21 protein-coding genes and 2 pseudogenes are annotated in these 22,488 nt (G+C 71.4%); 7 read left to right on the forward strand and 16 right to left on the reverse strand.

Translation table 11 applies throughout. The features are described from left to right. Positions 1–101: 101 nt before the first annotated feature. Positions 102–557, reverse strand: coding sequence for an Lrp/AsnC family transcriptional regulator (locus tag ACWDZ7_RS08995; protein WP_451796008.1), 456 nt, complete (start codon positions 555–557; stop codon positions 102–104). 141 nt (positions 558–698) lie between these two features. On the opposite strand from ACWDZ7_RS08995, the gene ACWDZ7_RS09000 reads away from it, so the two are divergent. Both ACWDZ7_RS09000 and ACWDZ7_RS09005 read left to right on the forward strand, forming a co-directional pair. After that, the gene (locus ACWDZ7_RS09000; protein ID WP_451796009.1) at positions 699–1,793 is read left to right on the forward strand and encodes an asparaginase; all 1,095 of its coding nucleotides are present in this window, start codon (positions 699–701) and stop codon (positions 1,791–1,793) included. A gap of 65 nt (positions 1,794–1,858) precedes the next feature. Continuing rightward, positions 1,859–2,080: pseudogene (locus ACWDZ7_RS09005) on the forward strand (lyase family protein); the annotation flags it as partial. Positions 2,081–2,182: 102 nt separating this feature from the next. Here ACWDZ7_RS09005 and ACWDZ7_RS09010 read toward each other — a convergent pair. From ACWDZ7_RS09010 to ACWDZ7_RS09030, 5 genes are all read right to left on the reverse strand, one after another. After that, positions 2,183–2,878, reverse strand: a complete 696-nt coding sequence (locus tag ACWDZ7_RS09010) for an HAD family hydrolase (RefSeq protein ID WP_451796010.1) — start codon at positions 2,876–2,878, stop codon at positions 2,183–2,185. Positions 2,879–2,927: 49 nt separating this feature from the next. Then, positions 2,928–3,410: an Lrp/AsnC family transcriptional regulator gene (locus ACWDZ7_RS09015; RefSeq protein WP_451796011.1), complete on the reverse strand. Its 483-nt coding sequence runs from the start codon at positions 3,408–3,410 to the stop codon at positions 2,928–2,930. A gap of 87 nt (positions 3,411–3,497) precedes the next feature. After that, on the reverse strand, positions 3,498–4,313 hold the full coding sequence (locus ACWDZ7_RS09020) for a hypothetical protein (protein ID WP_451796012.1): 816 nt from the start codon (positions 4,311–4,313) through the stop codon (positions 3,498–3,500). A gap of 136 nt (positions 4,314–4,449) precedes the next feature. Next, positions 4,450–5,970 (reverse strand): MFS transporter, encoded by a 1,521-nt coding sequence (locus ACWDZ7_RS09025; protein ID WP_451796013.1) that lies wholly within the window; start codon positions 5,968–5,970, stop codon positions 4,450–4,452. Between the two features lie 106 nt (positions 5,971–6,076). Next, positions 6,077–7,252: an alpha-hydroxy-acid oxidizing protein gene (locus ACWDZ7_RS09030; RefSeq protein ID WP_451796014.1), complete on the reverse strand. Its 1,176-nt coding sequence runs from the start codon at positions 7,250–7,252 to the stop codon at positions 6,077–6,079. 371 nt (positions 7,253–7,623) lie between these two features. Here ACWDZ7_RS09030 and ACWDZ7_RS09035 point away from each other — a divergent pair, with 371 nt between their 5' ends. Beyond that, positions 7,624–8,040 carry an ATP-binding protein gene (locus tag ACWDZ7_RS09035; protein WP_451796015.1) on the forward strand — a complete coding sequence of 139 codons (417 nt, stop codon included), beginning with the start codon at positions 7,624–7,626 and terminating at the stop codon, positions 8,038–8,040. 278 nt (positions 8,041–8,318) lie between these two features. Continuing rightward, positions 8,319–9,272 (forward strand): GNAT family N-acetyltransferase, encoded by a 954-nt coding sequence (locus ACWDZ7_RS09040; RefSeq protein WP_451796016.1) that lies wholly within the window; start codon positions 8,319–8,321, stop codon positions 9,270–9,272. 56 nt (positions 9,273–9,328) lie between these two features. On the opposite strand, the gene ACWDZ7_RS09045 is transcribed toward ACWDZ7_RS09040, so the two are convergent. The 3 genes and pseudogenes from ACWDZ7_RS09045 to ACWDZ7_RS09055 all read right to left on the reverse strand — a co-directional run bounded on the left by ACWDZ7_RS09045 (position 9,329) and on the right by ACWDZ7_RS09055 (position 12,580). Beyond that, positions 9,329–10,804 (reverse strand): hypothetical protein, encoded by a 1,476-nt coding sequence (locus tag ACWDZ7_RS09045; protein WP_451796017.1) that lies wholly within the window; start codon positions 10,802–10,804, stop codon positions 9,329–9,331. Positions 10,805–10,942: 138 nt separating this feature from the next. Then, positions 10,943–11,575 (reverse strand): annotated as a pseudogene (locus tag ACWDZ7_RS09050) (dioxygenase family protein); the annotation flags it as partial. 54 nt (positions 11,576–11,629) lie between these two features. After that, positions 11,630–12,580, reverse strand: coding sequence for an AraC family transcriptional regulator (locus tag ACWDZ7_RS09055; RefSeq protein WP_451796018.1), 951 nt, complete (start codon positions 12,578–12,580; stop codon positions 11,630–11,632). Positions 12,581–12,766: 186 nt separating this feature from the next. On the opposite strand from ACWDZ7_RS09055, the gene ACWDZ7_RS09060 reads away from it, so the two are divergent. The 3 genes from ACWDZ7_RS09060 (at position 12,767) to ACWDZ7_RS09070 (ending at position 14,275) form a co-directional block, all read left to right on the forward strand. After that, positions 12,767–13,294 (forward strand): hypothetical protein, encoded by a 528-nt coding sequence (locus ACWDZ7_RS09060; protein WP_451796019.1) that lies wholly within the window; start codon positions 12,767–12,769, stop codon positions 13,292–13,294. Between the two features lie 34 nt (positions 13,295–13,328). Then, positions 13,329–13,799 carry a hypothetical protein gene (locus tag ACWDZ7_RS09065; RefSeq protein WP_451513723.1) on the forward strand — a complete coding sequence of 157 codons (471 nt, stop codon included), beginning with the start codon at positions 13,329–13,331 and terminating at the stop codon, positions 13,797–13,799. A 68-nt stretch (positions 13,800–13,867) separates the two neighbouring features. After that, entirely contained in the window at positions 13,868–14,275 is a 408-nt protein-coding gene (locus ACWDZ7_RS09070) for a peptidoglycan-binding domain-containing protein (protein WP_451796020.1), read from the forward strand. Between the two features lie 12 nt (positions 14,276–14,287). Here the strand turns inward: ACWDZ7_RS09070 and thpR are convergent, their stop codons facing one another. From thpR to ACWDZ7_RS09105, 7 genes are all read right to left on the reverse strand, one after another. After that, the gene (thpR, locus tag ACWDZ7_RS09075) at positions 14,288–14,887 is read right to left on the reverse strand and encodes an RNA 2',3'-cyclic phosphodiesterase (protein ID WP_451796021.1); all 600 of its coding nucleotides are present in this window, start codon (positions 14,885–14,887) and stop codon (positions 14,288–14,290) included. A 55-nt stretch (positions 14,888–14,942) separates the two neighbouring features. Then, on the reverse strand, positions 14,943–16,004 hold the full coding sequence (locus tag ACWDZ7_RS09080; RefSeq protein WP_451796022.1) for an LCP family protein: 1,062 nt from the start codon (positions 16,002–16,004) through the stop codon (positions 14,943–14,945). 29 nt (positions 16,005–16,033) lie between these two features. Then, positions 16,034–16,531, reverse strand: coding sequence for a transglycosylase SLT domain-containing protein (locus tag ACWDZ7_RS09085; RefSeq protein ID WP_451796023.1), 498 nt, complete (start codon positions 16,529–16,531; stop codon positions 16,034–16,036). Between the two features lie 354 nt (positions 16,532–16,885). Further along, positions 16,886–17,866 (reverse strand): TIGR03557 family F420-dependent LLM class oxidoreductase, encoded by a 981-nt coding sequence (locus ACWDZ7_RS09090; protein WP_451796024.1) that lies wholly within the window; start codon positions 17,864–17,866, stop codon positions 16,886–16,888. A 60-nt stretch (positions 17,867–17,926) separates the two neighbouring features. Continuing rightward, positions 17,927–19,387, reverse strand: coding sequence for an APC family permease (locus ACWDZ7_RS09095; RefSeq protein WP_451796025.1), 1,461 nt, complete (start codon positions 19,385–19,387; stop codon positions 17,927–17,929). After that, complete coding sequence (locus ACWDZ7_RS09100; RefSeq protein WP_451796026.1) at positions 19,384–20,952, reverse strand: GMC family oxidoreductase; 1,569 nt, start codon at positions 20,950–20,952, stop codon at positions 19,384–19,386. The genes ACWDZ7_RS09095 and ACWDZ7_RS09100 overlap by 4 nt, the downstream gene beginning before the upstream one ends. 37 nt (positions 20,953–20,989) lie before the next feature. Further along, on the reverse strand, positions 20,990–22,456 hold the full coding sequence (locus ACWDZ7_RS09105) for an aldehyde dehydrogenase family protein (protein WP_451796027.1): 1,467 nt from the start codon (positions 22,454–22,456) through the stop codon (positions 20,990–20,992). Positions 22,457–22,488 lie beyond the last annotated feature (32 nt).

Below are 22,488 nucleotides of genomic sequence, written 5' to 3' on the forward strand. Positions count from 1 at the left end.
GTCACGTTAGGAAGGACTGGACCAGGCGTCAATAGGTCTGTACCAAAGGAGGGTTGAGGTGTCGCGGCCGAGTCGGGGGTGTGTCGCTGGCGTGGAGCGGGTCAGTCGTCCACCGGCAGGCCCTCGGGTTCCTTGATCCTCTTCATGATGATCTGCGAGTTGACCTCCGTGACACCCGCCAGCGCCGTGAGCCGTTCGATCCACAGACGCTCGTACGCCGCGAGGTCCGCGACGGCGATGCGCAGCAGGCAGCCGGGGCTTCCGAACAGGCGGTACGCCTCGATGACGTCCGGAATGTCGTGCAGCGCCGCCTCGAACGCCTCGACCGTCGCGCGGTCCCGCCGCACCTCGATGGAGACCAGTACCTCGAAGCCCCGGCCGACCGCCTCCGGGTCGACGACCGCGCGGTACCCCTGGATCACGCCGTCCAGCTCCAGCTGACGCACCCGCCGCATGCACGGTGACGCGCTGAGGCCGACCCGCTGGGCCAGCTCCTGATTGGTCAGCCGACCGTCGCTCTGAAGCTCGCGCAAGATACTGCGGTCGATCTCGTCCATGTCGCAATTATCCACTACGGATGTTGCCAGGGCGCCGGATTCAGGCAAGCACATTGCGCGCTGTTCGATCTATCGTTGCGTCGAGGCTGCCCACCACCCGGGGGGCTGTTGGTCCTCGGGGTTCCTGGGAGGTACGCAGACGTGGAAGCACAGGCGCGACGGATCGTCGTCATCAGCACCGGCGGGACGATCGCCAGCCGCTGGCAGGGGACCGGCTTCGCCGCCGACGCCCCCGGCCGCGAGGTGCTCGCCTCGGCCGCGATACCCGCCGGCATCACCTCCGAGGTCATCGACCTCTTCAATGTGAACAGCCCGCGTCTGACCTCCGCCCAGCAGATCACCCTGCTGCGTACCGTGCACGAGGTGCTCGCCGACCCCGGCGTCGACGGCATCGTCGTCACCCACGGCACGGACACTCTGGAAGAGTCCGCCTTCCTGCTCGACCTGTACCACCGCGACCCCCGCCCGGTGGTCTTCACCGGCGCCCAGAAGCCGCTCGGTGCCGAGGACGGCGACGGACCCGGCAATCTGTACGACGCGCTGCTCACCGCCGCGACCGTGCGCGACCTCGGCGTACTGGTCGTCTTCGACGGCAAGGTGCACGCCGCGCGCGGCACCGTGAAGACGCAGACCCTCGCCGCCGACGCCTTCGCCGACCCCTCCGGGCCGCGCGTAGGCAAGGTCGGCTTCGGCAAGGTCTCGGTACTGCACCGCCCGGAGCGCCCCGAGCCGCTGCCGCTGCCCGCGGCCACCGGCTCGCTGCCCCGCATCGACATGGTCATGCACCACGTCGACGCCGATCCGCTGCTCCTGGAGGCGGCGGTCGCGGCGGGCGCGCAGGGCATCGTGCTCGTCGCCACCGGAGCGGGCAACGCGACCCCCGAGTTCGTCACCGCCGTCACCGACGCCGTCGACCGTGGCGTTCTCGTCGCGCTCACCACCCGCGTCCAGGCCGGTCCCGTCACCGAGATCTACACCCACGGCGGAGCCGTCGACCTCGCGGCCGCCGGAGCCGTCCTCACCGGCACGCTGCGCGCGGGCCAGGCGCGCACCGCGCTCCTCGCCGCGCTGCTCACCACGGGCGACCCGGCCGCGCGCACGGCGGAACTCCGCCGTCTCCTCGGCGAGGGCGAGGGCGAGGGCGAGCTGAAAGGCGCGGGCGAGGGCGAAGGTAGCGGCGTGGCCGAACGGGCCGCCGTGGCTGTCGCCGTCGCCGTCGACCAGGCCGCCGCCTAGCCTCGGCGGAGGCGTGGCCGAACCGGTCGCCCGTCGCCGTGGCCGTCGCCGTCGCGGTCTCCGTCGCGCGCCGCCACCTCGCCGAGATCACCGGCATGCCGCTGGTGACGGCCGCCAACCTGGTCGAGGCGACCCAGGACTGCGGTGCCTTCGTACACCTGTCCGGCGTCCTGAAGCGGATCGCCGTCAAGCTTCCCAAGAGCTGCAACGACCTGCGGCTGCTCTCGTCGGGGCCGCGCTCCGGGTTCAACGAGATCAACCTGCCGCCGGTGCAGGCCGCTCCCTCGCCAAGAGCATCACCTCGCTGCGCGCAGCCTTGTTGCCTCCGGAGCGGCTTGTGTCCTGCCCGTGCGGGCCGCGTGTGGCTGGGCGCGCAGTCCCCCGCGCCCCTATCGGGGCGACTGCGCGGACGCCAGTATGTCCAGCGCCGCCCGTGCCGTGAACTCGGCCTGCCCGCCCCGGAAGAGCAGCTCGGCCTCGGCGAACTCCGGGGCATCCGCGTGGGCGGCCACGTACGGAATCGCTACGTACCGCATGCCCGCCGCCCGCGCCGCCGCCGCGCCCGGCGCCGCGTCCTCGAAGACCACGCAGTCGGCGGGGTCCGCGCCGAGCAGCGCGGCCGCGGCGAGGAACACGTCCGGCGCCGGCTTGCCGCGCGGGACCTCCTCCGCGGAGACGAACGTGGTCAGCTGGGCGTCCAGACCCGTACCGGCGAGGATCGCCTCGATGGCCGCGCGGGAGGACCCCGACGCGACGGCCATGGGTACGCCCGCCTCGTGCAGCACCTCGACGAGCTTGCGCATCTCCGGGTAGACGCGCGTATCGGCGCGCGCCAGCTCCAGATAGCGGCGGTCGAGGTCGGCGAGCAGTTCGGCCACCGAGGCGTCGATCCCGTACTCCCGCCGCCACCGCGCCAGCGTCTCGTGGGAGCTGATGCCCACGTACTGCTCGTTGTCGGCCCACGTGTACTCCCGGCCGGTGAACTCGGCGAGCAGCGCCCGCGACGCTTCGTAATAGTTGGGCTCGCTGTCCACGAGCGTGCCGTCGAGATCGAGGATGACCGAGGTGGTACCGAAGCTGCTCATGCCGTCAAGGATGCCAAAGCCGCAGGTCGCGGCCGCGGGGTGGGTGGGCTCAGCGCTGGCCCGCGGCCGTCCTGCCGACCGACTCGACCAGCGGAAGCAGCCGGTGCGGCACCCGCTCCCGCAGGGCCATCTCCGTCCGCGTGCGCACCACGCCCGGCAGCTTGATCAACCGCTGGATGACATCTTCCAGATGGCCGTTGTCCCGCGCCGCGACGCGGGTCAGCAGATCGCCGCCGCCCGTGATCGAGTACGCCTCGATGATCTCCGGCACGGCCGCGAGCGCGTCGCCCACCTCGTCCAGATGCCCCTGCGTGACCTCGATGTGGACGAAGGCCAGCACCGGGTGGCCGAGCGCCGCGGGGGAGAGGAACGGGCCCGTGCCGGTGATCACGCCGTCGCGCTCCAGGCGGTCGAGCCTGGCCTGCAGGGTGCCGCGCGCGATGCCGAGCACGCGCGCGTACTCGCGCAGACTGGTGCGCGGCTGTTCGAGGAGCAGCCGCAGGATGCGGGTGTCGAGTTCGTCGACGGCCATGGTCGGGGTTCTCCCAGGTGAGGAGCGAGGCTGATGGCTGGCTGGCTGGTGACTGTAGCCGTTGCGGGCCGCAACGGCTGGAGCCCGCTACGGCTGAGCCTGGGCCGCGATGAACTGGTCCCACGTGGCGACCGACGCGGCCGGCGGCGCGGAGATCTTCGGAACGGCGCCGAAGTCCGAGTACTCCTCGTTGATCTCGTCGCGGCCCTTCTTGCCCTCGCCGGTCTCCCGCGCCTTGAGGACCAGGTCGTCCTTGCCGACCCACATGTCGATGACGACCGACTCCATGCCCTGCTTCTTCGCCATCTTGACGTAGAGGTCGCGGAGGTCCGCGGACAGGGCCGGACCGTCGTACTTCGCCAGCTCGTCGAGGACGACCTTGCCGCGGTAGTGGTCGGCCGGGCGGCCGCCGACCTTCTCCTCGGCGACCCACTCGGTGGACTCCGTCGCGGCGAGGGCACCCGTGAACTCGGCGACGTAGCCGGCGCCGCGCGGAGCGCCACCGCCCCCGCCGAGATCCATGCTGTACCAGCTCTTGCCCGGCACCTTGTCCGTCTTCACGTACGTCGAGCCGCCCGTGGAGAGCATGTGGCTGACGCCGTCCGGGTTGATCGCGGACTTCGAGACCTGCGCCTTGATGACCGTGGCGCCGGGCTTCTTCTGGTACAGCATCTCGGAGCGGTCGGTGCCGCCCTGTCCGGTCTGGATCGTCTTGTACGAGGACTGCGCCGCGGTCTTCCTCGCCGCGGCCGTCAGGACGGCGCGGGCGTCTTTCCGCTGATCCTTACGCTCCTCCGCCCGTTCATTCTGCGATGCCTTGCCCTGGTCACCGTCCGCGCCGTCGCCCTCGCCGCCGCAGCCCGCCAACACCATCGTGAGCGCCGCCCCCACGGCCGCCGTCACGATGCCCCTCCCCTTGACCTGCACAGTTCTTCGTTCCTCGCCCGTTGTGCCGAATTTTCTGTGATCTTAACCGGACACTGCCCAGGCGCCGCGCGGGAGCTGGCTGGTGCCAGTTGGTCCGCGGCTTCACGCGGTCTCAGTGCGCGTCCTCCGTCGGGCGCAGGCCCTTCGGGATCTTCGCCCAGGTGAGCGCCGCGGCGGCCAGCGGCAGCGCGGCCGCCATCAGGAACGTCGGCGTCATCCCGGAGGTGAACGCGTCGGCGGCCCCCGACAGCAGGGCGGCGCCGGCCGGTCCGGTCAGCTCGGAGGCCACCCGCGCGGCCTCGCCGATCGAGTCGCTCACGGCCGAAGCGGTGTCGCCCGCGAGGCCCATGTCGGGCAGGTTCACGCGGTACAGCGCCGTGGCGACACTGCCGAGGATGGCCACGCCCATCGCGGCGCCGAGTTCGTAACACGTCTCCTCGACGGCCGCCGCACCGCTGACGTCCTTCGCCGGGGTCGCGGCCATCAGCGTCACGGACGCGGCGGTCGTCGCGATGCCGACGCCGCAGCCGAGCACGCCCAGCGCCACGGCGATCCGTCCGTAGCCGAGCGGTCCCGTCAGCTGGAGCAGCCACGGCAGGGCGAGGCCGGCCGTCATCAGCAGCAGACCGCCGCCCATGACGTGCCGGATCGGCAGCCGGTGCATCAGCACCGGCGTCACCAGCGAGGTGAGGACCAGGCCGAGCGGCGCGGGCAGCAGCCGGATGCCCGCCTCCAGGGGGGAGTAGCCCTGCCCGTACTGGAACCACTGGGTGATCAGGAACAGGGCCGAACCCAGCGCGATCATGCCGAGGAAGATCGAGGCCGCCGCGATGGCGAACGGCCGTGAGGCGAAGAGGCGCACCTGGAGCAGCGGGTGCTCCAGACGCAGCTGGCGGCGCACGAAGACGGTCAGCGTCACCGCGGCCACGACGAGCAGTGCCCAGGCCATGGGGTCGGCGGGGCCGCCCTTGCCGAGCTGCTTGATGCCGCCCGCCAGGGCGAGCATGCCGAGGACCGACTGGCCCACGCCCCACCAGTCCCAGCGGCCCTGGCGGGGCTGGTGGGACTCGGGCAGGAACCACAGACCGAGCGCGATGATCACCAGTGCGACGGGGATGTTGATCAGGAACGCGGAGTGCCAGCCGTCGTGCTCCACGAGCAGACCGCCGATGACCGGGCCGAGCGCCATGCCGCCGCCGAAGACGGCGGACCACACCGCGTAGGCGAGGGCGCGCTCCCGGGCGTCGGTGAAGACGTGGCGCAGGATCGACAGGGTGGCGGGCATGATCGCCGCGCCACCGGCGCCGAGCAGCGCGCGGGCGGCGATGACCTGCCAGGCGGCGGTCGCGAAGACGGCGAGCAGCGAGGCGAGGGCGAAGACGCCGAAGCCGATGAGCAGCAGCCGCTTGCGGCCCCACCGGTCGCCGAGCGCGCCCGCCGTGACCAGAAGTCCGGAGAGCACGAGGGCGTAGACGTCGATGATCCACAGCTGCTGCACGGAGCTGGGCCGCAGATCGGCGACGAGGGACGGGAAGGCGACGTTCAGGATCGTGGTGTCCATGGCGATCAGCAGCAGGCTGCCGGAGAGGATCGCGAGGACGGCCCAGCGTCGTGAATCACGCTGCGGGGTCATGATGGGACACTCCAAGTTCGAATGAGACATTAACGTCTCACATGGAACGTGTGAGTGTCCAACGGTCGCGGCGCGATATCCGCGAAAGCACCCGCTGAAGCACCCGCTAAAGCACCCGCTGAAGCGCCTCCGGAGTGAGGTCGGCGAGCGTCGGGTAGCCGTCCACGGCCATCAGCAGATCCGCCTCGGCGAGCAGTGAGCGCAGGACGTGTGTGACGCCGTCGACCCCGCCGATGCCGAGGCCGTAGACGTACGGGCGGCCGACGCCGACGGCGGTGGCACCGAGCGCGATCGCCTTGACGATGTCCGCGCCGCCGCGCACCCCCGAGTCGAACAGGACGGGCAGCCCGTCGGCGGCCTCGACGACCGCGGGCAGCACGTCGAGCGCGGGCAGCCCGCCGTTGGCCTGGCGACCGCCGTGGTTGGAGCAGTAGACGCCGTCCACCCCGCCGTCCCTGGCACGCCGGACGTCCTCGGGGTGGCACAGGCCCTTGACGATCAGCGGCAGCGAGGTCAGGGAACGCAGCCACGGCAGGTCGTCCCAGGTGAGCGGGTTGCCGAAGACCCGCACCCAGGTCAGGACGGCGGACTGCGGGTCCTGCTCGGGGTCGGCGGGCAGCAGCGCGCGGAAGACCGGGTCGCTGGTGTAGTTGGCCAGGCAGTGACCGCGCAGCTGGGGGAAGTTGGAGGTGCTCAGGTCCCGCGGGCGCCACCCGGTGATCCAGGTGTCCATCGTGACGACGATCCCTTTGAACCCGGACTCCTCCGCGCGGCGCACCAGGCTCTCGGCGAGCGCGCGGTCGGTCGGCGTGTACAGCTGGAAGAAGCCCGGAGTCTCCCCGAACTCCGCGGCGACCGACTCCATCGGGTCGGCGGAGAGCGTCGAGGCGATCATCGGCACCCCGGTCCGCGCCGCCGCCCGCGCGGTCGCGAGGTCGCCGTGCCCGTCCTGTGTACAGATGCCGAGGACCCCGATGGGCGCCATGAACAGCGGGGAGGGCAGCGTCATGCCGAACAGGTCGACGGAGAGGTCGCGTCGAGAGGCGCCGACGAACATCCGCGGTATCAGCCCCCAGCGTTCGAACGCGGTCACGTTGGCGTTCTGCGTCCGCTCGTCTCCGGCGCCGCCCGCGACGTACGAGACGACGGAGGGCGGCAGCGCGGAGTGCGCGCGGGCCTCCAGCTCGGCGTACGCCATGGGGTACTTGGGGACGACGCCGCGCAGACCGTCGAGGTAGATCTCGTCCTGGTAGTCCTTGTAGGGGCGGGGAGGCTGATTCATGGGCGGCCTTTCCGGGGGCGGGTCGTACGGAGGGCATCGTTCACGAGATGTCGACGCTTGCCGGATGTCGACACTTACCAGATGCCGGACGCTCACCAGGTGTCGACGAGGAACCCGGAGGTCGACGTCCACGGCGACGACCGGTGGTCCCCGCCAACGACCGGGGGCACATGGCAACGGCAAGGCTCCTCGAGGCGACTGGCGAGGCGCGTCCTCCCGTTGCGGTAGGGCGCACTGGACGTGCGGATTGGCGATCAGTCGACGGGGGCATCACGGTGAGGCAGGACCGGTCGCGCAAGACACGCCGCGGCCCCGGTGGCGACAGTGGTCGCGGGTGTGCCGGTTGTCCCAGGGAGGGGAAGTGAGTTGCCATGCGTGCGCACCAGCGCGCCCATCGGCCCACGGCGAGGGTGGAGTACGCACTGCCGCAGGAGGCCGCTTCGGCGGGGCGGGCACGGAGGCTGACCTGCGCGTTCCTCGTCAGACCGCACCGCCGCAAGAACGAGGTGACCGCCGAGCGTGTCGACGACGCCGCACTGGTCGTCTCCGAGCTGGTCTCCAACGCCGTCCAGCACGCGCACGGCGGCTGCCGCCTGCGCGTGGAGGTCTCCGGCGACCGGGTCACCGTCGAGGTCTCCGACGCGAGCCCCGTCCGCCCACGGGTACGCAAACCGAGCACTGTCCGGGAGAGCGGCCGGGGCCTGGCGCTGGTACGCCAACTGACCCACCGCCTGGAGGTCGTATCCGCCCGCCGCGGCGGCAAGACGGTGCGGGCGGTGCTGGCCTGAGGGGCCGGCGGCACGGGCGAGACCAGCACCCGTAGTTCAGCGGAGCCCTGACCACGCAGGGCGCCCGTGACCTGCCTCGGCAGTACGTACACGGCCAGGACCGCGACGAGCAGCAGGCCCCCGGCCGTGACGAGCCCGCCGAGGACGCCCCACCACCGGCCGCGCGCCCTCGCCCGAGCCCTCGCCTTCGCCCAGCGCGGCGGTGGCCGGATCCGCCATGTCCCGGGCCCGGGAAAAGTCCGTTGCGGGCGAGGGGTGCGGCGGCGGACAGTGGGTCCATGACCACGTCTCTCATCCCGCCGCCCGGCCTGACCGTGCGGGCTGCGACGCTCGGTGACGCGGCCGCTGTGTGCGCGCTGCTCAATGAGGTCGACCTGCTGGAAGTCGGCCGCGCGGACACCGAACACGCCGAGGTGCTGGCCGATTTGAAGCATCCCGAGGTGGATCTGGAGCGTGACTCCTGGCTGCTGTTCGAGGGGGAGCGGCTCGTCGGATACGCCCTGTTGTGGGATGAGTCGGGCGGCGAACGGATCGATGTCGATCATTACGTCCTGCCGGGCCGATCGCAGGGCGCCCTGCACCTGTTCGACCTGATGGAGGCCCGCGCCGCACAGCGCGCCGCGGCCAACGGAGCTGCGCGCGCGGTGCTGCGCCTGCACCTCAACATCGCGCCCACCATGGATGTGCGGGAACTGCGCGGGCGAGGCTGGCGCCCCGTACGCCGCTACAATGTGATGGCCCGTCAACTGAAGGTAGAATCAGACCCATCGCCCGAGTCGATGGACGGCGTGACGTTGCGCGACTGCACGGCGCAAGAGGACCGGCGGCGCGCCCACCGGCTGCTCCAGGAGTGCTTCAACGAGCACTTCGACCACCAGCCGCGCACCTACGCGCAGTGGCTGGACGACATCGATGCCGAGCGCGCCGACTGGTCACTCATCTGGATCGCCCACGTCGAGGGCGTCGGCGACGCGGCTGTGCTGCGTACCCACAACGACCGTCCGTCGATGGCCTGGGTCGGCAACCTCGGCGTCCTGGCCGAGGCCCGCGGCCGCGGCCTCGGCAGCCACCTGCTGCGCCACGCCTTCGGGTACTACGCGGCGCTGGGCCGCGACCGGATAGGTCTCGGCGTCGACACGGACAACAGCAGCGGTGCCCTCGCCCTGTACGAGCGGCACGGCATGGCCCTGGACCACGCGGTCGACACGTGGGAGCTGGTCCGCCCGGTCTGAGACCCACGGGGGTGGTCTCAGGCCGGGCCAGGGCCGTCACGGGCCCTGAACGGGTCCTAGCGCAGAGCGCTGCCGAAGAGCGCCGCGGTGTTCGGGGCCGTGACGTCCTTGGGTCCGAAGGCGACGGACTCCGTGGCCGTCAGGCCCGTGGACGTGCCGCGCAGCGACCAGACCGCCCCGGCCTGCGCGTTCTCCGTGATGGAGGAAGCGGCGAGGTCGCGGTGGCCGTCGCCGGTGACGTCGAGCAGCGCGCCTTCCGCCCCGAAGCTGTCGCCCTTCTCGGCGACGCCGGGAACACCCGCCGTGTTCTGGTGGAAGACCTGCGCCCCGGCACCGGTCACGCCGTCGGCGCTGCCGCGCACCAGGACGACCGCGCCCGCGTCGGCGACGGTGCCCACGTCCTCGCCCGTGACGCCCACGGCGACATCGGCGTATCCGTCGCCCGTCACATCGCCGACGGCCACCGAGCCGCCGAACTGGTCCCCGCTCTCCTCGGCGCCGGGAACGCCCGGCAGGTCCTGGTCGAACACCTGGGTGTCGTCCTTGAGGCCGCTCGCCGAGCCGTAGGCGATCCTGACCCTCGACTTGTAGTCGTCGTCGCCGAGCACCAGGTCGTCGTAACGGTCGCCGTTGATGTCACCGATACCCATGTCGCCGCCCGAGCCCGGCGCCTCGCCGTTCTTGAAACCGGTGGGCGAGCCGTACAGGACGCCGTTGCTCGACTCGCCGTCACCGCGGTAGCGGACCATGGCGATGTCGGTGCGGCCGTCGCCGTTGAAGTCGCCGACGGCCTGCGGCGAGGCCGGTCCCGACAGGCTCCTGGGGCCGTCGACGCAGTCCCGGTCGGCGCAGGTGGGGTCGGGGCGACGGCTGCCGTAGTCCCACCACTGCGACTCGTCCATGAAGTCGAGGGTCTTGGCGGGCGTGCCGCTGCGCTTGAGGGGGCCCTTCCACAGGCGGGCCTGCTGGCCGACCGGGTCGTCGCCGTAGTACTCCACCCCGGCGAACAGGGCGAGGTCGGTCGTGCCGTCGCCGTCGAAGTCCCCCGTCTTCGGGGACCGGCCGAAGGTGGCGATCTTGGTGCCGCCGGTCAGGCCGGAGGCGGAACCCCACAGGATCACCGAGCCCTCCGACGCGCTCCTGCCGCCCACACCGATGACCAGGTCCGCGAGACCGTCGCGGTCCAGGTCGCCCTTGGTGAACGTCGCACCGAACTCCTGCTTCGCCGTGGCCGCGCCGGGCACACCGCTCGTGGAGCGGCTGATGACCTTCTTGCGGGCGGGGTCCAGGCCGTCCTTCGACCCGTACGTCACCACCACGTACCCGGCCTTGGCCCGGCCGGAGACCGTACCGCCCGGGGCGCCGACGACCAGGTCGCCGTAGCCGTCGCCGTTGAAGTCGTCCGTGGCCTTCGCCGCGGCGCCGGCGCGGCCCGTCTCGGCGGCCGGGGTGGCGGCCCGGGCGCTGCCCTGCCCGAGCGCGAGGGCCGAGAGGCCACCGCCCACGAGCAGGGACGCGGCGATCAGGGGCATGGTGAGACGGACGGTACGACTGGCGCGCGGCATACGACTTCCCTCGGTCAACGTTCGGCTGGTCCGATCGGTTGACCTGCAACCGTCCCCGATGGTTGTACGGCGCCCCTACCGGCACTTTCGGCAACAGCGTGACTACTGCGGCACGTTCAGGACGAAGTCGAAGTCGGCCTCCTTCGCGTTTCCGACGGTACGTACGTTCATGAGCAGCCGGGCGTCGAAGATCGGGTCCGTGTTGTTGCGCGGCTCACCGGGGAAGTACAGCTGGGTCGTGAGCACCGGACGCCCCGGGGCCTGCACCTTGACGTGCAGATGGCGGGTGCGTCCGGGGTAGAGGCCCGGCACGATCGTGGTGAGCCGGAACGCGCCGGACGCGTCGGTGTACTGGTGCCCGCGGAAGCGGAACCCGGCGTTGTCGTACCGTCCGTAGGTGTCGGCCTGCCAGAAGTCCATGAGGGCCTGGGGTATCGGTCGGCAGGCACGCCCGAAGACGTAGCCGGTGACGGTGAGCCGCACCCCTGGCGTGCCCGGCTGGAGGAGCGAGGTGCGCCGCGGGGAGTTGGGCTTGAAGTACGGTCCCTCCGTCTGGGGCGGCGTCGGGTCGTCACCGTCGTCGCAGGACGGGGTGATCGCCGGTGCCTCGCCCCGCTCGCTCGCGGTACGGGCCAGCGCGGGGACTCCCATGAGGGTCACGGGTACGGCCATGCCGACCGCGGCGGCGGCTCTCAGGACCGTCTTGCGGCTGGGCCCCTTGCCGATCTCGTCGTCCATCGCTCCTCCTGAAGGGTGGGGTGGGGTGGGGTGGGTTCCGGATCGGCTAAGAAGCTATGCGGGGGAGCGGTGCCGGGCGATGGACTGGAGCCGGTGGTCGTGGTGAATATCGCCGTTGCCGCGCCGGAAGTCCCCGGGGCTGGCGCCGGTCTCGCGGCGGAAGAAGCGGCAGAAGTACGCGGGATCCCCGAACCCGACCCGCCCCGCCACCTGACGTACCGACAACTCCGTGCGCAGCAGCAGGCGTTTGGCCTCGTGCACCCGGGCCTGCCGGATCAGCTCGCCGGGCGTCCGGCCGGTGGACGCCTTCACCGCCTCGCTGAGGTAGCTCACCGAGACGCCCAGGTGCTCCGCGCACGTCCGCACCGAGTGCGGCGCGCCCTCGGGCGTGCCGAGCAGCGCCACGAACCCCGCGGCCACCGAGCCCGGCCGCGAGTGCGGCGCCACGGCCGCCGGCTGGTGCGAGGGCAGCCGCGCGGCCCGCACCACCAGGATGTGCAGCAGACACCGCAGCACGCTCTGGAAACCCTCGGCGCCCGTGCGGTACTCGCCGTCCAGATCGGCGACGAGACGCGCGGTCCACCGCGCCGCCTCGTCGGGCAGTTCCAGCCACGAGCGCCGGCCGAGCCCCCGCAGGACGTCCCGGTCGGCGGGGTGGTCCAGGAGGAAGTCGTCGGTGAAGAGGATGACGCTGCCCTCCAGGCCGGTGACGCCCTCCCAGTGGTGGACCTGGCCGGGGGTGAGGAAACACAGGTTGGGCGGCCGCAGCGCGAAGCCCGTGAGGTCGACGACGTGCCTGCCGGTGCCGCCGGTGACGTGGACGATCTCGTAGAAGGTGTGCCGGTGCGGGAACGGCGCGCGCGACATCGCCCCGATGGTGTCGAACGTGCCGATGGCGAACGGCAACGCGTTGGGCATCGGCACCTCAAGGCGGTGCGTCGGCATGCCGTCGCCGGTCGGCTCTCCGTTGTTCCCCTCGCCGGGCAAGACCGTTGTGCCGCGCATGCGTACGCTCCTCATCCCGACGCCGTCCGCCACGGCCGCCACGATGGCACGCGCCGTCACCGCCGGGGAGAGGACGGGCGGCCGTGGCCGGAAGGCGTGGATGTCAGGGACGCGTCAGGTTTCCCGGGTACGATCGGACGTGCACGCGGAACGACACGGAACCAAGCCGCCCAGGAGAGAGCAGACATGGCCGTCCGACAACGCGCACGCGACCGTAACGGGACCACACCGAGCGGCGAGGGCGACCGCCCCGGGAGCCCCGCAAGCCGCACATGGCAAGGCAGGCGCGGCTGGCGCACGGCCCTCGCGGGCGTCGTCGCCTGCGCCGCGGCCCTGGCCGTGTCACCGGCCTCGCAGGCCACCGCCGCCGCCGAGGGCGCCGCCGCGGACTGCCAGACGCGGGCCGACGCCCGGCACACCGACTGGACCGGGATGCACTTCCTCGGGGACGTGGTGTGCTCGCACAACACCGGCTCGATCCGGGTGCAGTCCACGACCGACAGCACGGTCAACGGCCAGATCGCGTTCTCCCCCAGCTGGTTCGTGTGCTGGAAGCGCGGCAGCCCGTACCAGGGAGGAGACATCTGGTACTACACGCAGGGCGACACCGTCTCCGGCGCCAGGACGACGAAGGGCTGGGGCTACCTCCCGGCCGCCGAAATGGCCTCGTCCACACATCCTGTGCCCGGCCTCAAGCAGTGCACCTGGTCATGACATCGCAGCCCCTCCGGACCCCTGGAGTACGAGCATGAGCCCCGCACCGTCCCCCGGAAAGCGCCGCGCGGCCCTCGCGGGCGCCGCGCTCGCCCTGTCCCTCACCGCCGCGTCGACCCCGGCCGCCCTGGCGAGCCCCGCCAGGCCCCCGGCCGGTCCGGCCGACGCGTCGGCCACCTGCTCCCTGCGGCAGAACCACCCGCACAAGGACACCCTGGGCAACGCCTTCAGCCTGGACCTGTACTGCGACAACCTGGCCTCGGACGCGTTCGGCCGCCCCGCCTTCAACGCGCCGGTCACCGGCCGCCTCAAACTCTCGCCGAGCTGGTTCGTGTGCTGGACCGAGGGCGACGCCGCCCCCGACGGGAACAAGGTCTGGTACTACACCCAGGGCGACGAAGTCGTGAGCCTGCCCGGCATCAAGGGCTGGGGCATGGTCCCGGCCAAGGTCGTACAGACCCAGAAGCACCCCTACCCCGGGCTGCCCCGCTGCCCCTGGTTCTGACCCGCTGATCCACCCGCGCCCCTCCTCAATCCACGTACGCCCCACCACAGTTCGGGAGAAGGTTCACCGTGACTTCACGACGCAACCGACGTGTCCGCGTCCGTACGCTCGCCGCCACGCTGCTCGGCTGCGCGCTCCTGGCCGGTCCCGCCGTGGCCCTGGCCGGTGCGAGCCCGTCCGGGAAGGACGGCAGGGCGGCCGCCGGCACCGACGTACAGATCAAGCAGGCCACCAACGGGGAGTGGCGGTACTGCCCCTACACCGGCACCCACCCGGAACTGGGCAAGGGCCACGCGAACGACGCCGTCGGGCACCTGCAGTGCATCCTCAACAAGGTGTACGGCTACAAGAACGTCACCATCGACAAGATCTTCGGCGATGCCACCCTGGCCGCGGTCAAGAACTTCCAGCAGAGCGTCGGCCTGACCCCCGACGGCTTCGTCGGCCCCAACACGTGGGCCGCGCTGCATCCGTGAGATGACCGCGCGCTATCCGGCGGGGCGACCGGAGCCGCCGCCGAAGCGCCAGGCGTCGACGTCGCCGTAGCGGACCGGCCCGGGACCGCGGCCGAGGTCACCGGCGACCAGATGCAGGCGCTCGGTCCGCCAGGGGCGGCCGGCGAACCCGGCGAGGCCGGCGGCCACCTCCGCCGCGCACGACGGGGTGTCCCGCCGGGCCCTCGCCAGCGTCAGATGCGGGCGCAACGGCCGGTCCACGAAGGCGACACCGCGCTCCTGGAGCAGGGCACGCACCTCGGTGGCGAGCAGCCGCAACGCGTCGAGGTCCCCCTCGATCCCGCTCCACGCCACACGTTCGTCGAAGTGCCCGCCACCGCGCAGCGCCAGAGTGAGGGGGCGGCGCGCCGCCGCGAGGTCCGCGAGCGGTGGGCGCAGCAGGTCGATCACCGCGCGGGGCACCTCGCCGAGGAACGCCAGGGTGATGTGCCAGTCCTCGACGCGGTTCCACCGCATCCGCGGATGGGCGTGGTAGGCGGGGGCGAGTTCTCTCGCCAGTTCCTGCTTGGCGTCGTCGGGCGGGGCGAGGGCGATGAACACACGAACGGTCGCGGGCTGGATCTCTTCGTTCACGGAAGACTTCGTACCGCATACCGGCGGCTCGGCGGACGCCGGGTCGGTGGTGGCGTCAGCCGCCCGCGGACACCGGTGAGTCGGTCCTGTCGCCCACCGAACCGTCGGTCGCGGACTTCGGGATGGGCCGGTCCTGGCGCAGAGCGGCCCATACCTGGTGTGCCGCCTCGTCCATCGGCTTGACGCGTCCCGCGTCCCGGGCGTCGTAGGTGACCGGCATCGTGACCATGGTGGTGCGGTCGGGGCTGATGCCCCGCAGCTCCTTGGCCAGGCCGAGCAGCTTCTCCGCGGAGGCCAGCTCGGAGTCCGCGCTGAGGGCCTTCGTCGCGGTGTCCGCCAGGCCGTAGGACTTGGCCGGGTCGCTGAGCGGGTCGACGGTGTCGGCACGGTGGATCAGGGCCTTGACGAACGCCTGCTGGAGCTGGATGCGTCCCAGGTCACTGCCGTCACCCACGCCGTGCCGGGTGCGGACGAGCGCGAGCGCCTGCTTGCCCTTGAGGGTGTGCTCGCCGGCGTCCAGGGAGAGACCGCTGTTGTGGTCGTGGATGGCCTCGCGGGTGGTGATGTCCACGCCGCCGAGTTCGTCGATGAGCTTCTGGAATCCCTTGAAGTCGACTTCGAGGTAGTGGTCCATGCGGACGCCGGACATCTTCTCGACCGTCTTCACGGTGCACGCGGGCCCGCCCACCTGGTAGGACGAGTTGAACATGGCCTGCCGCGCGCCCGGCGCACTGCCGCCGTCACGCTGAGCGCAGCTGGGCCGGCGCACCATCGTGTCGCGCGGGACGCTGACGACCGAAGCCTTTTTGTGGGTCTTGTCGACGTGCAGGACCATCGCCGTGTCGGCGCGGGCTCCGCTGACGCCGCGACCGTACTGGCCGTGCGTTCCCGCCCGTGAGTCGGAGCCGAGCAGGAGGATGTTCATCGAACCGTCGTGCTGCTCGCCGGGCCGGTCGTGGCCGAGGGCGGCGTCGATGTCCGTGCTCCGGACGTTGCCGTCGAGATGCTGCCAGGCATAGGCCAGGCCCCCTCCGCCGATCAGGACCGCTCCCAGGGCGCCCCCTGCGACGTACCGCAGGGTCTTCTTCCGTGGCTTGCGCCGGGAGTGGTGCTGCATGTGCTCGCCTCTCTTCGTCGGCCGGTGGCTCAGTACGCGGAGTCGACGTTGTCGATGGAGCCGTACTTGTCGGCGGCGTAGTTGGCGGCCGCGGTGATGTTGGCGACCGGGTCGGTCAGGCTGTTCGCGGTGCCCTCGACGTGGTACGCGTCGAAGGTCGGCTGGATCACCTGGAGCAGGCCCTTGGACGGGGTGCCGTTCTGCGCGTTGACGTCCCAGCCGTTCTGGGCGTTCGGATCACCGGCGGACTCGCGCATGATGTTGCGGTGCAGCCCCTCGTAGGTACCCGGGATGCCCTTGGCCTTCATGATGCCGAGGGCCTCGCGGATCCACCCGTCGAGGTTGTCGGCGTGGCCCGCCTTGGCCGCCGCCTGCGACACCTTCGCGCTCGCGGCGGTCGGCTCCGCGGCGTGTGCGGGGGAGGGGGCCAGCGTGAGGGCCACGGCGGCGGCGCCGGCGGTGGCGATGCCGGTGAGCGAGATCTTGCGGAGTCGGGCGGTGCGGGGCTGCGTCTGGGTCGTGGCCATGCGGATGTGGTTCTCCATGTGGTGCGTGGTGAGTGGGGGGCTCGGTCGGAGCGGGCGAATCCGCCCGGTGCGAGTGCGGCTCCCCGGAACGACATCCAGAGTTAGCGGCGCCCGGACGGGGACGCAAGGATGTGACCTACTACCCGGGATCGCAGATGCCCTGGTCAGAGCCTTCGCAGGGCGCGCCGGGCCTATGGGCCCCCGTGCCGGTGACCACTACCGTCCCTAGCATGTGACGTGGCCCCTATGGGTGGGCTCACAGCCGAGACCGCAAATCACGCGTCAACGGACAAACGCGACGAGCGCTCCACCCGGCCGGGTGGAGCGCTCGCTGAGGGATTGGTGCGGTGCGGTTCAGGATCGCGTGCTGTCCGCCTTCAGCTGCCGGACGGGGCCGTCGAGCTCACGCCGGTAGAAGTCGATGAACCCGTCGGGGTCGGGGCCCGCGTTCTGCATGACCAGCCTGTCGAAGCCCGCGTCGGCGAACTGCCGCGCCACCTCCAGATACCGGGCGGGGTCCGTGCCGCAGGCGAACTTCCCCAGGATGTCCTCCTCACGCACCGTGGTGGTCGCGGCGTCGAAGTTGACCGGGTTGGGCAGCTCGCTCATGACCTTCCACCCCGTCATGGCCCATCGGGACGTGTCCAGGGCGGCCCTCGCCGCGGTGTGCTCGTCGGGCGCCCAGGCCATCGGGACCTCCGCGTAGCGCGGGCCGCTGCCGCCCGCGTCGCAGTAGTGCTGGACGATCTCCGGCTTGTCCTCCGTGGCGAACAGGCCGTCGCCCAGCTCCGCGGCGATCCGCGCGGACACCTCGCCGCTGGCGGCCACCGCGATCAGCGGAAGCTCCTCGGGGAGGTCGAACACCCGGGCGTCCTCAAGGCGCAGATGCTTGCCCTCGTACGACCGGTACCCCCCGCTCCACAGCAGCCGGATGATCTCCAGGGCCTCCCGGAGCAGCTCGTGCCGGGTGTGGACCGAGTCCGGGAAGCCGAGGCCGACGACGTGCTCGTTCAGTCGCTCTCCGGAGCCGAGACCGAGGACGAAACGGCCCTCCGACAGCAGGGCCAGCGTGGCGGCCGCCTGGGCGATGATCGCCGGGTGGTAGCGCACGGTCGGGCAGGTCACGCCGGTCGCCAGCCCGATCCGGGAGGTCTTGGCTGCGATGCTGCCCAGCACCGTCCAGGCGAAGGGCGAGTGCCCCTGATTGTCGAGCCACGGATGGTAGTGGTCGCTGATCTCGACGAAGTCGAAGCCCGCCTCCTCGGCGAGAACCGCCTGCCTCACCAGCTCCGCCGGACCGAACGCCTCGGCGGCCAGCTTGTAACCGATCTTCATGTCGCTCCTAGTTCCTTGTTTCCTGGGCCCAGCGGTCCAGTGGCCCAGTGATCCAGTGCTCTAGTCGGGGATGGCGTTCGCCGAAGGGGCGTCGCCGCGGCCGTAGTGGCGCGTGGTGAACATGTATACGAGCCCCACGCCCACCACGACGCCGGCGCCGAGCAGCACGATCCAGTTGTCGTACCAGGCGGCCTCGGGCGTCCGGGGCCAGGCGATGGTGACGATGGCGAAGATCCCGTAGGCGAGTGCCCCGATATTGACCACCAGACCCCACCGGCCCAGCCGGTACTCGCCGCTCGGCCGCCAGCCCTTGAGGCGGGCCCGCAGCGCGGCGAGGACGACCATCTGGAAGGCGGCGTAGATGCCGAGGATCGCGAAAGAGACGATCTTGGTCAGGGCGTCCTCCGAGATCAGGGAGCCGACGGCGATCAGCGCCGGGAGCACCGCGGCGACCAGCAGCGCGTACTCGGGCACCGCACGGGTCGGGGAGAACTTCCGCAGCAGCCGGTGGCCGATGATCATCTCGTCGCGTGCGTACGAGTAGATCAGCCGGCCCGCCGCGGCCTGCAGGCTGATCGTGCAGGACAGGAAGGAGATGAGGACGACGGCCATCACCAGCCGCGCGCCTGCCTCGCCGAGGGCGTCGAAGAGGATCCTGACGGCCGGGTCGGTGTCCTGCCCGGAGATCACCGCCCGGTAGTCGACGACGGCCAGCAGCAGCGTCAGACAGGTGAAGGTCGCCGCGGCCCCGCCGACGTAGATGGTGCGGCGCATCGCCTTGGGAATCACCTTGCCGGGGTGCTTCACCTCCTCGGCGACGTCTCCGCAGGCCTCGAAGCCGTAGTACTGGTAGAAGCCGATGATCGCCGCTCCGAGGAACACGGGCAGATAGGAGCCGTCACCGGCGGCGCCGAAGTCGTCGAAGAGAACGCCGAGGCCGTGGAAGCGGTGCGTGACCAAGAGGATGACGCCGACGACGAGGGCGCCGATCAGCTCCGCCCCGAAGCCGATCAGCGCCGCCCACGAGAGCACCTTCGTACCCGCGTAATTGATCAGTACGGCGACGACGATCAGCCCGATCGTGCAGAGCACGGTGGTGTGCACGGTGGCGTCGAAACCGAGCAGGATGGCGATGTAGGGCCCGGCGCCGTACGCGACGCTGGTGATCGTGATGAGCAGCGCCCACAGGTAGACCCACCCGGTCATCCAGGCCCAGCGCTTGCCCCACAGCCGCCGCGCCCACGGGTAGACCCCGCCCGCGACCGGGTACTGCGCGACGACCTCGCCGAAGACCAGCGCGACGAGGAACTGCCCGCAGCCCGCCATGACGAACGCCCAGATCATCGGGGGGCCGCCGTCGGCGAGGGCCGTGCCGAAGAGCGTGTAGGTGCTCACCACCGGGGACAGGTAGGTGAAGCCGAGGGCGAAGTTCGCCCACGGCCCCATGTCCTTGCGGAACTCCGAGTCGGCTTCCTTCTGCCCTGCCTCCGCGGCGCTGTCCGGCATTCCCGGAACGGTCACCGGACCGCCCCTTCCACGCCCGTCGGCTGCGGGGCCGGCCGGGCGCTGATGAGGTCCGCCGCGCGTTCGGCGGCGAGCAGTACGGTGATCATCGGGTTGATGGACGGCATGGTGGGGAAGACGGACGCGTCCACGATGCGCAGCCCGTCGTGTCCCCGCAGCCGCAGCTGCGGATCGACCACCGCCATCGGATCGTCCTCGGCGCCCATCCGGCAGGTACCGGCCGGGTGGTAGACGGTGTGCGCGGCGCGGCGTCCGTACTCGGACAGGTCCGCGTCCGACTGGACGTCCGGTCCCGGCGCCACCTCGCGCAGCAGCCAGTCGCTGAGCGGGGCCGTGGCGGCCACCTCGCGGGCGATGCGCAGGCCGTCGAGGATCGTACGCTCGTCGTGCCCCTCCGGATCGGTGAAGTAGCGGAAGTCCAGGGCCGGGTGGACCGACGGGTCCGCGCTCCGCAGCCACATGCGGCCGACGGAACGGGCGCGCGGCACGTTCGGGGTCATACAGACGCCGTGCTCGGGGATGGGGTAGCCGAGCCGCTCGGTGTTGACGGTGAACGGCACCTGGTAGAAGTGGAACATCAGGTCCGGGCGCGGGCCGCCCGCGGCGTCGCGGCGCAGGAAGAGGCCGGCGTCGGAGTCCATCGCCGAGTTGGGCGGCAGCGGCCCACGGGTCTCCCACACCATCACCGACTCGGGATGGTCGAGGAGGTTCTCCCCGACCCCGGGCAGGTCCGCGCCGACCTCGATACCCAGGTCGCGCAGCTGGTCGGCGGGGCCGATGCCGGAGAGCATGAGCAGCCGCGGCGTGTCGATGGCTCCGGCGCAGAGCAGAACCTCCGCCTCGGCCTCCAGCGTCGACATGGAGCCGTCGGGGTTGCGGACCTGGACGCGGGTGAAACGGCCCTCGCTGTCGCGCGACAGGCGGTACGCCCACGTCTCCAGACGCAGCGTCAGATTCGGTCGGTCCATGATGGGGTGCAGATACGCGACCGACGCGGACGAGCGCTTGTTGGTCTCCGGGTGGTAGGCGAGGGAGAAGAAGCCGGCGCCGTCGGTGAAGGGGCGGGCGTTGAAATCCTCCACGACCGGGACGCCGAGCCGGGTGGACGCCGCCGTCACGAAGTCCTCCGCGATCGCGTTGCGGTCGGCGGCGCCGACGGGCACGATGTTGTTCCGCAGCCGCGACCGGTACGGCAGGATCGTCTCAGGACCCCAGCCGTCGCAGCCGCTCGCCACCCACTCGTCGAGATCCTGCGGGAACGGCAGGAAGCTGATCAGCGTGTTGTGCGAGGAGCAGCCGCCGAGCACACGGGCCCGCGAGTGCACGATGTACGAGTTGCCGCGCGGCTGCTCCTCGGTGGTGTAGCCGTAGTCGAACTCGGAGCCCAGCAGATTGATCCAGTTCCGCAGCCGCAGGACGCGGTCGTCGCCGACATCGCTGGGCCCGCCCTCCACCACGCACACCCGGCAGGCCGGGTCCTCGCTCAGCCGCGCCGCCAGCACGGAGCCCGCCGTACCGCCGCCGATGATCAGGTAGTCGTAGGTCGTCGTCTCGCCGTCCATGGCGTCGCCCTCTCTCTCGCCCTGTCGCCCTGCCCGCTCAGCCCTTGAACCAGCCGGAGACGCCCGGCCTCAGGTTCTGGTAGATGTGCTTGGCCTCCTGGTATTCGCGCAGACCGGTGGGCCCGAGCTCCCGGCCGAAACCGGAACGGCCGAAGCCGCCCCACTCGGCCTGGGGCACATACGGGTGGAAGTCGTTGATCCAGACCGTGCCGTGCCGCAGCAGGGCCGCGACCCGCTGGGCGCGGCTCGCGTCGTTCGTCCAGACGCCGCCGGCCAGCCCGTAACGGGTGTCGTTGGCCAGCTCCACGGCCTCGTCCTCCGTGCGGAAACGCTCCACGGTGACCACCGGGCCGAAGACCTCCTCCTGCACGATGCGCATGGAGCGGTCGCAGTCGGCGTAGATGGTGGGCAGCAGGAAGAAGCCGCGCGACAGCTCGGGATCGTCCGGACGGCGGCCGCCGCAGACCAGGCGGGCGCCCTCGGCGCGGGCGATCTCCAGATAGCCCTCGACCTTCTCCCGGTGCTCCGCCGAGCTGAGCGGACCGCTCTCGGTCCGCGGGTCGAGCCCGTTGCCGAGCCGGATGGCCCCCGCGCGGACGGCGAGACGCTCCACGAACCGGTCGTGCAGGGAGTCCTCCACCAGAAGCCGGGAGCCGGCCGAGCAGACCTGCCCCGAGTGGAAGAACGACGCTTCGAGCGCGTGGTCGACGGCGGCCTCGAAGTCACAGTCGGCGAAGACGACGTTGGGATTCTTGCCGCCCAGCTCCAGCGCGAGGTTCTTCACGTCCGGCGCGCCCGCCTCCATGATCCGGCGCCCGGTGGCCAGACCACCGGTGAAGGAGACCAGGTCCACCTCCGGGTGGGAGGACATCGCCGCGCCGACGGTGGCGCCCGGGCCCAGCACGAGGTTCGCGACCCCGGGCGGCGCGCCCGCCTCGGCGATCAGCCGGATCATGTGGATGGTGGAGAGCGGTGTCGTCTCACTGGGCTTGAGCACGAAGGTGTTGCCCGCGGCCAGCGCCGGGGCGACCTTCCAAGAGGCCTGCAGCATCGGGTAGTTCCAGGGTGCGATGAGCGCGCAGACCCCGATGGGGTGGTAGGTGATCCGGCTCAGCACATCGGGGCCGACGTCCACGACCCGGCCGCCGTCCTTGTCGGCGATCTCGGCGAAGTAGCGGAACGCGTTCGAGACGTCCTCGACGTCGATCCGCGCCTCGGCGAGCGTCTTGCCGGTGTCGAGGGACTCGATGTGCGCGATCTCCTCCTGGTCGCGCAGCAGGAACCGCGCCACCCTGAGCAGTACGTCGGCCCGCTCCCGGGTGGGCGACGCCGGCCAGTCGCCGCGGTCGAAGGCCCGCCGTGCGGCCTGTACGGCGAGGTCGACGTCGGCCTCGCCCGCGTCGTCGACCTGCTGGACGACGGACGCGTCGTACGGGTTGATCACGTCCCGCCGCGCGCCCTGGACGGCACCGGTCCACTCCCCGTCGATGAACAGCTCCGCCATCGTGGCCTCCTCGCTCTCGCACCTGTCCGGTA

The organism is Streptomyces sp. NPDC003032 (assembly GCF_053591415.1).

What these genes read in the sequence shown, in the direction of transcription:
- ACWDZ7_RS09100 (WP_451796026.1), bottom strand. Translation starts at nt 20,952, where the DNA reads ATGGACGGCGAGACGACGACCTACGACTACCTGATCATCGGCGGCGGT.
- ACWDZ7_RS09010 (WP_451796010.1), bottom strand. Translation starts at nt 2,878, where the DNA reads ATGAGCAGCTTCGGTACCACCTCGGTCATCCTCGATCTCGACGGCACG.
- ACWDZ7_RS09060 (WP_451796019.1), top strand. Translation starts at nt 12,767, where the DNA reads ATGGCCGTCCGACAACGCGCACGCGACCGTAACGGGACCACACCGAGC.
- ACWDZ7_RS09090 (WP_451796024.1), bottom strand. Translation starts at nt 17,866, where the DNA reads ATGAAGATCGGTTACAAGCTGGCCGCCGAGGCGTTCGGTCCGGCGGAG.
- ACWDZ7_RS09055 (WP_451796018.1), bottom strand. Translation starts at nt 12,580, where the DNA reads ATGCGCGGCACAACGGTCTTGCCCGGCGAGGGGAACAACGGAGAGCCG.
- ACWDZ7_RS08995 (WP_451796008.1), bottom strand. Translation starts at nt 557, where the DNA reads ATGGACGAGATCGACCGCAGTATCTTGCGCGAGCTTCAGAGCGACGGT.
- ACWDZ7_RS09085 (WP_451796023.1), bottom strand. Translation starts at nt 16,531, where the DNA reads ATGGCCACGACCCAGACGCAGCCCCGCACCGCCCGACTCCGCAAGATC.
- ACWDZ7_RS09040 (WP_451796016.1), top strand. Translation starts at nt 8,319, where the DNA reads ATGACCACGTCTCTCATCCCGCCGCCCGGCCTGACCGTGCGGGCTGCG.
- ACWDZ7_RS09035 (WP_451796015.1), top strand. Translation starts at nt 7,624, where the DNA reads ATGCGTGCGCACCAGCGCGCCCATCGGCCCACGGCGAGGGTGGAGTAC.
- ACWDZ7_RS09045 (WP_451796017.1), bottom strand. Translation starts at nt 10,804, where the DNA reads ATGCCCCTGATCGCCGCGTCCCTGCTCGTGGGCGGTGGCCTCTCGGCC.
- ACWDZ7_RS09025 (WP_451796013.1), bottom strand. Translation starts at nt 5,970, where the DNA reads ATGACCCCGCAGCGTGATTCACGACGCTGGGCCGTCCTCGCGATCCTC.
- ACWDZ7_RS09015 (WP_451796011.1), bottom strand. Translation starts at nt 3,410, where the DNA reads ATGGCCGTCGACGAACTCGACACCCGCATCCTGCGGCTGCTCCTCGAA.
- ACWDZ7_RS09105 (WP_451796027.1), bottom strand. Translation starts at nt 22,456, where the DNA reads ATGGCGGAGCTGTTCATCGACGGGGAGTGGACCGGTGCCGTCCAGGGC.
- ACWDZ7_RS09065 (WP_451513723.1), top strand. Translation starts at nt 13,329, where the DNA reads ATGAGCCCCGCACCGTCCCCCGGAAAGCGCCGCGCGGCCCTCGCGGGC.
- ACWDZ7_RS09080 (WP_451796022.1), bottom strand. Translation starts at nt 16,004, where the DNA reads ATGCAGCACCACTCCCGGCGCAAGCCACGGAAGAAGACCCTGCGGTAC.
- ACWDZ7_RS09030 (WP_451796014.1), bottom strand. Translation starts at nt 7,252, where the DNA reads ATGAATCAGCCTCCCCGCCCCTACAAGGACTACCAGGACGAGATCTAC.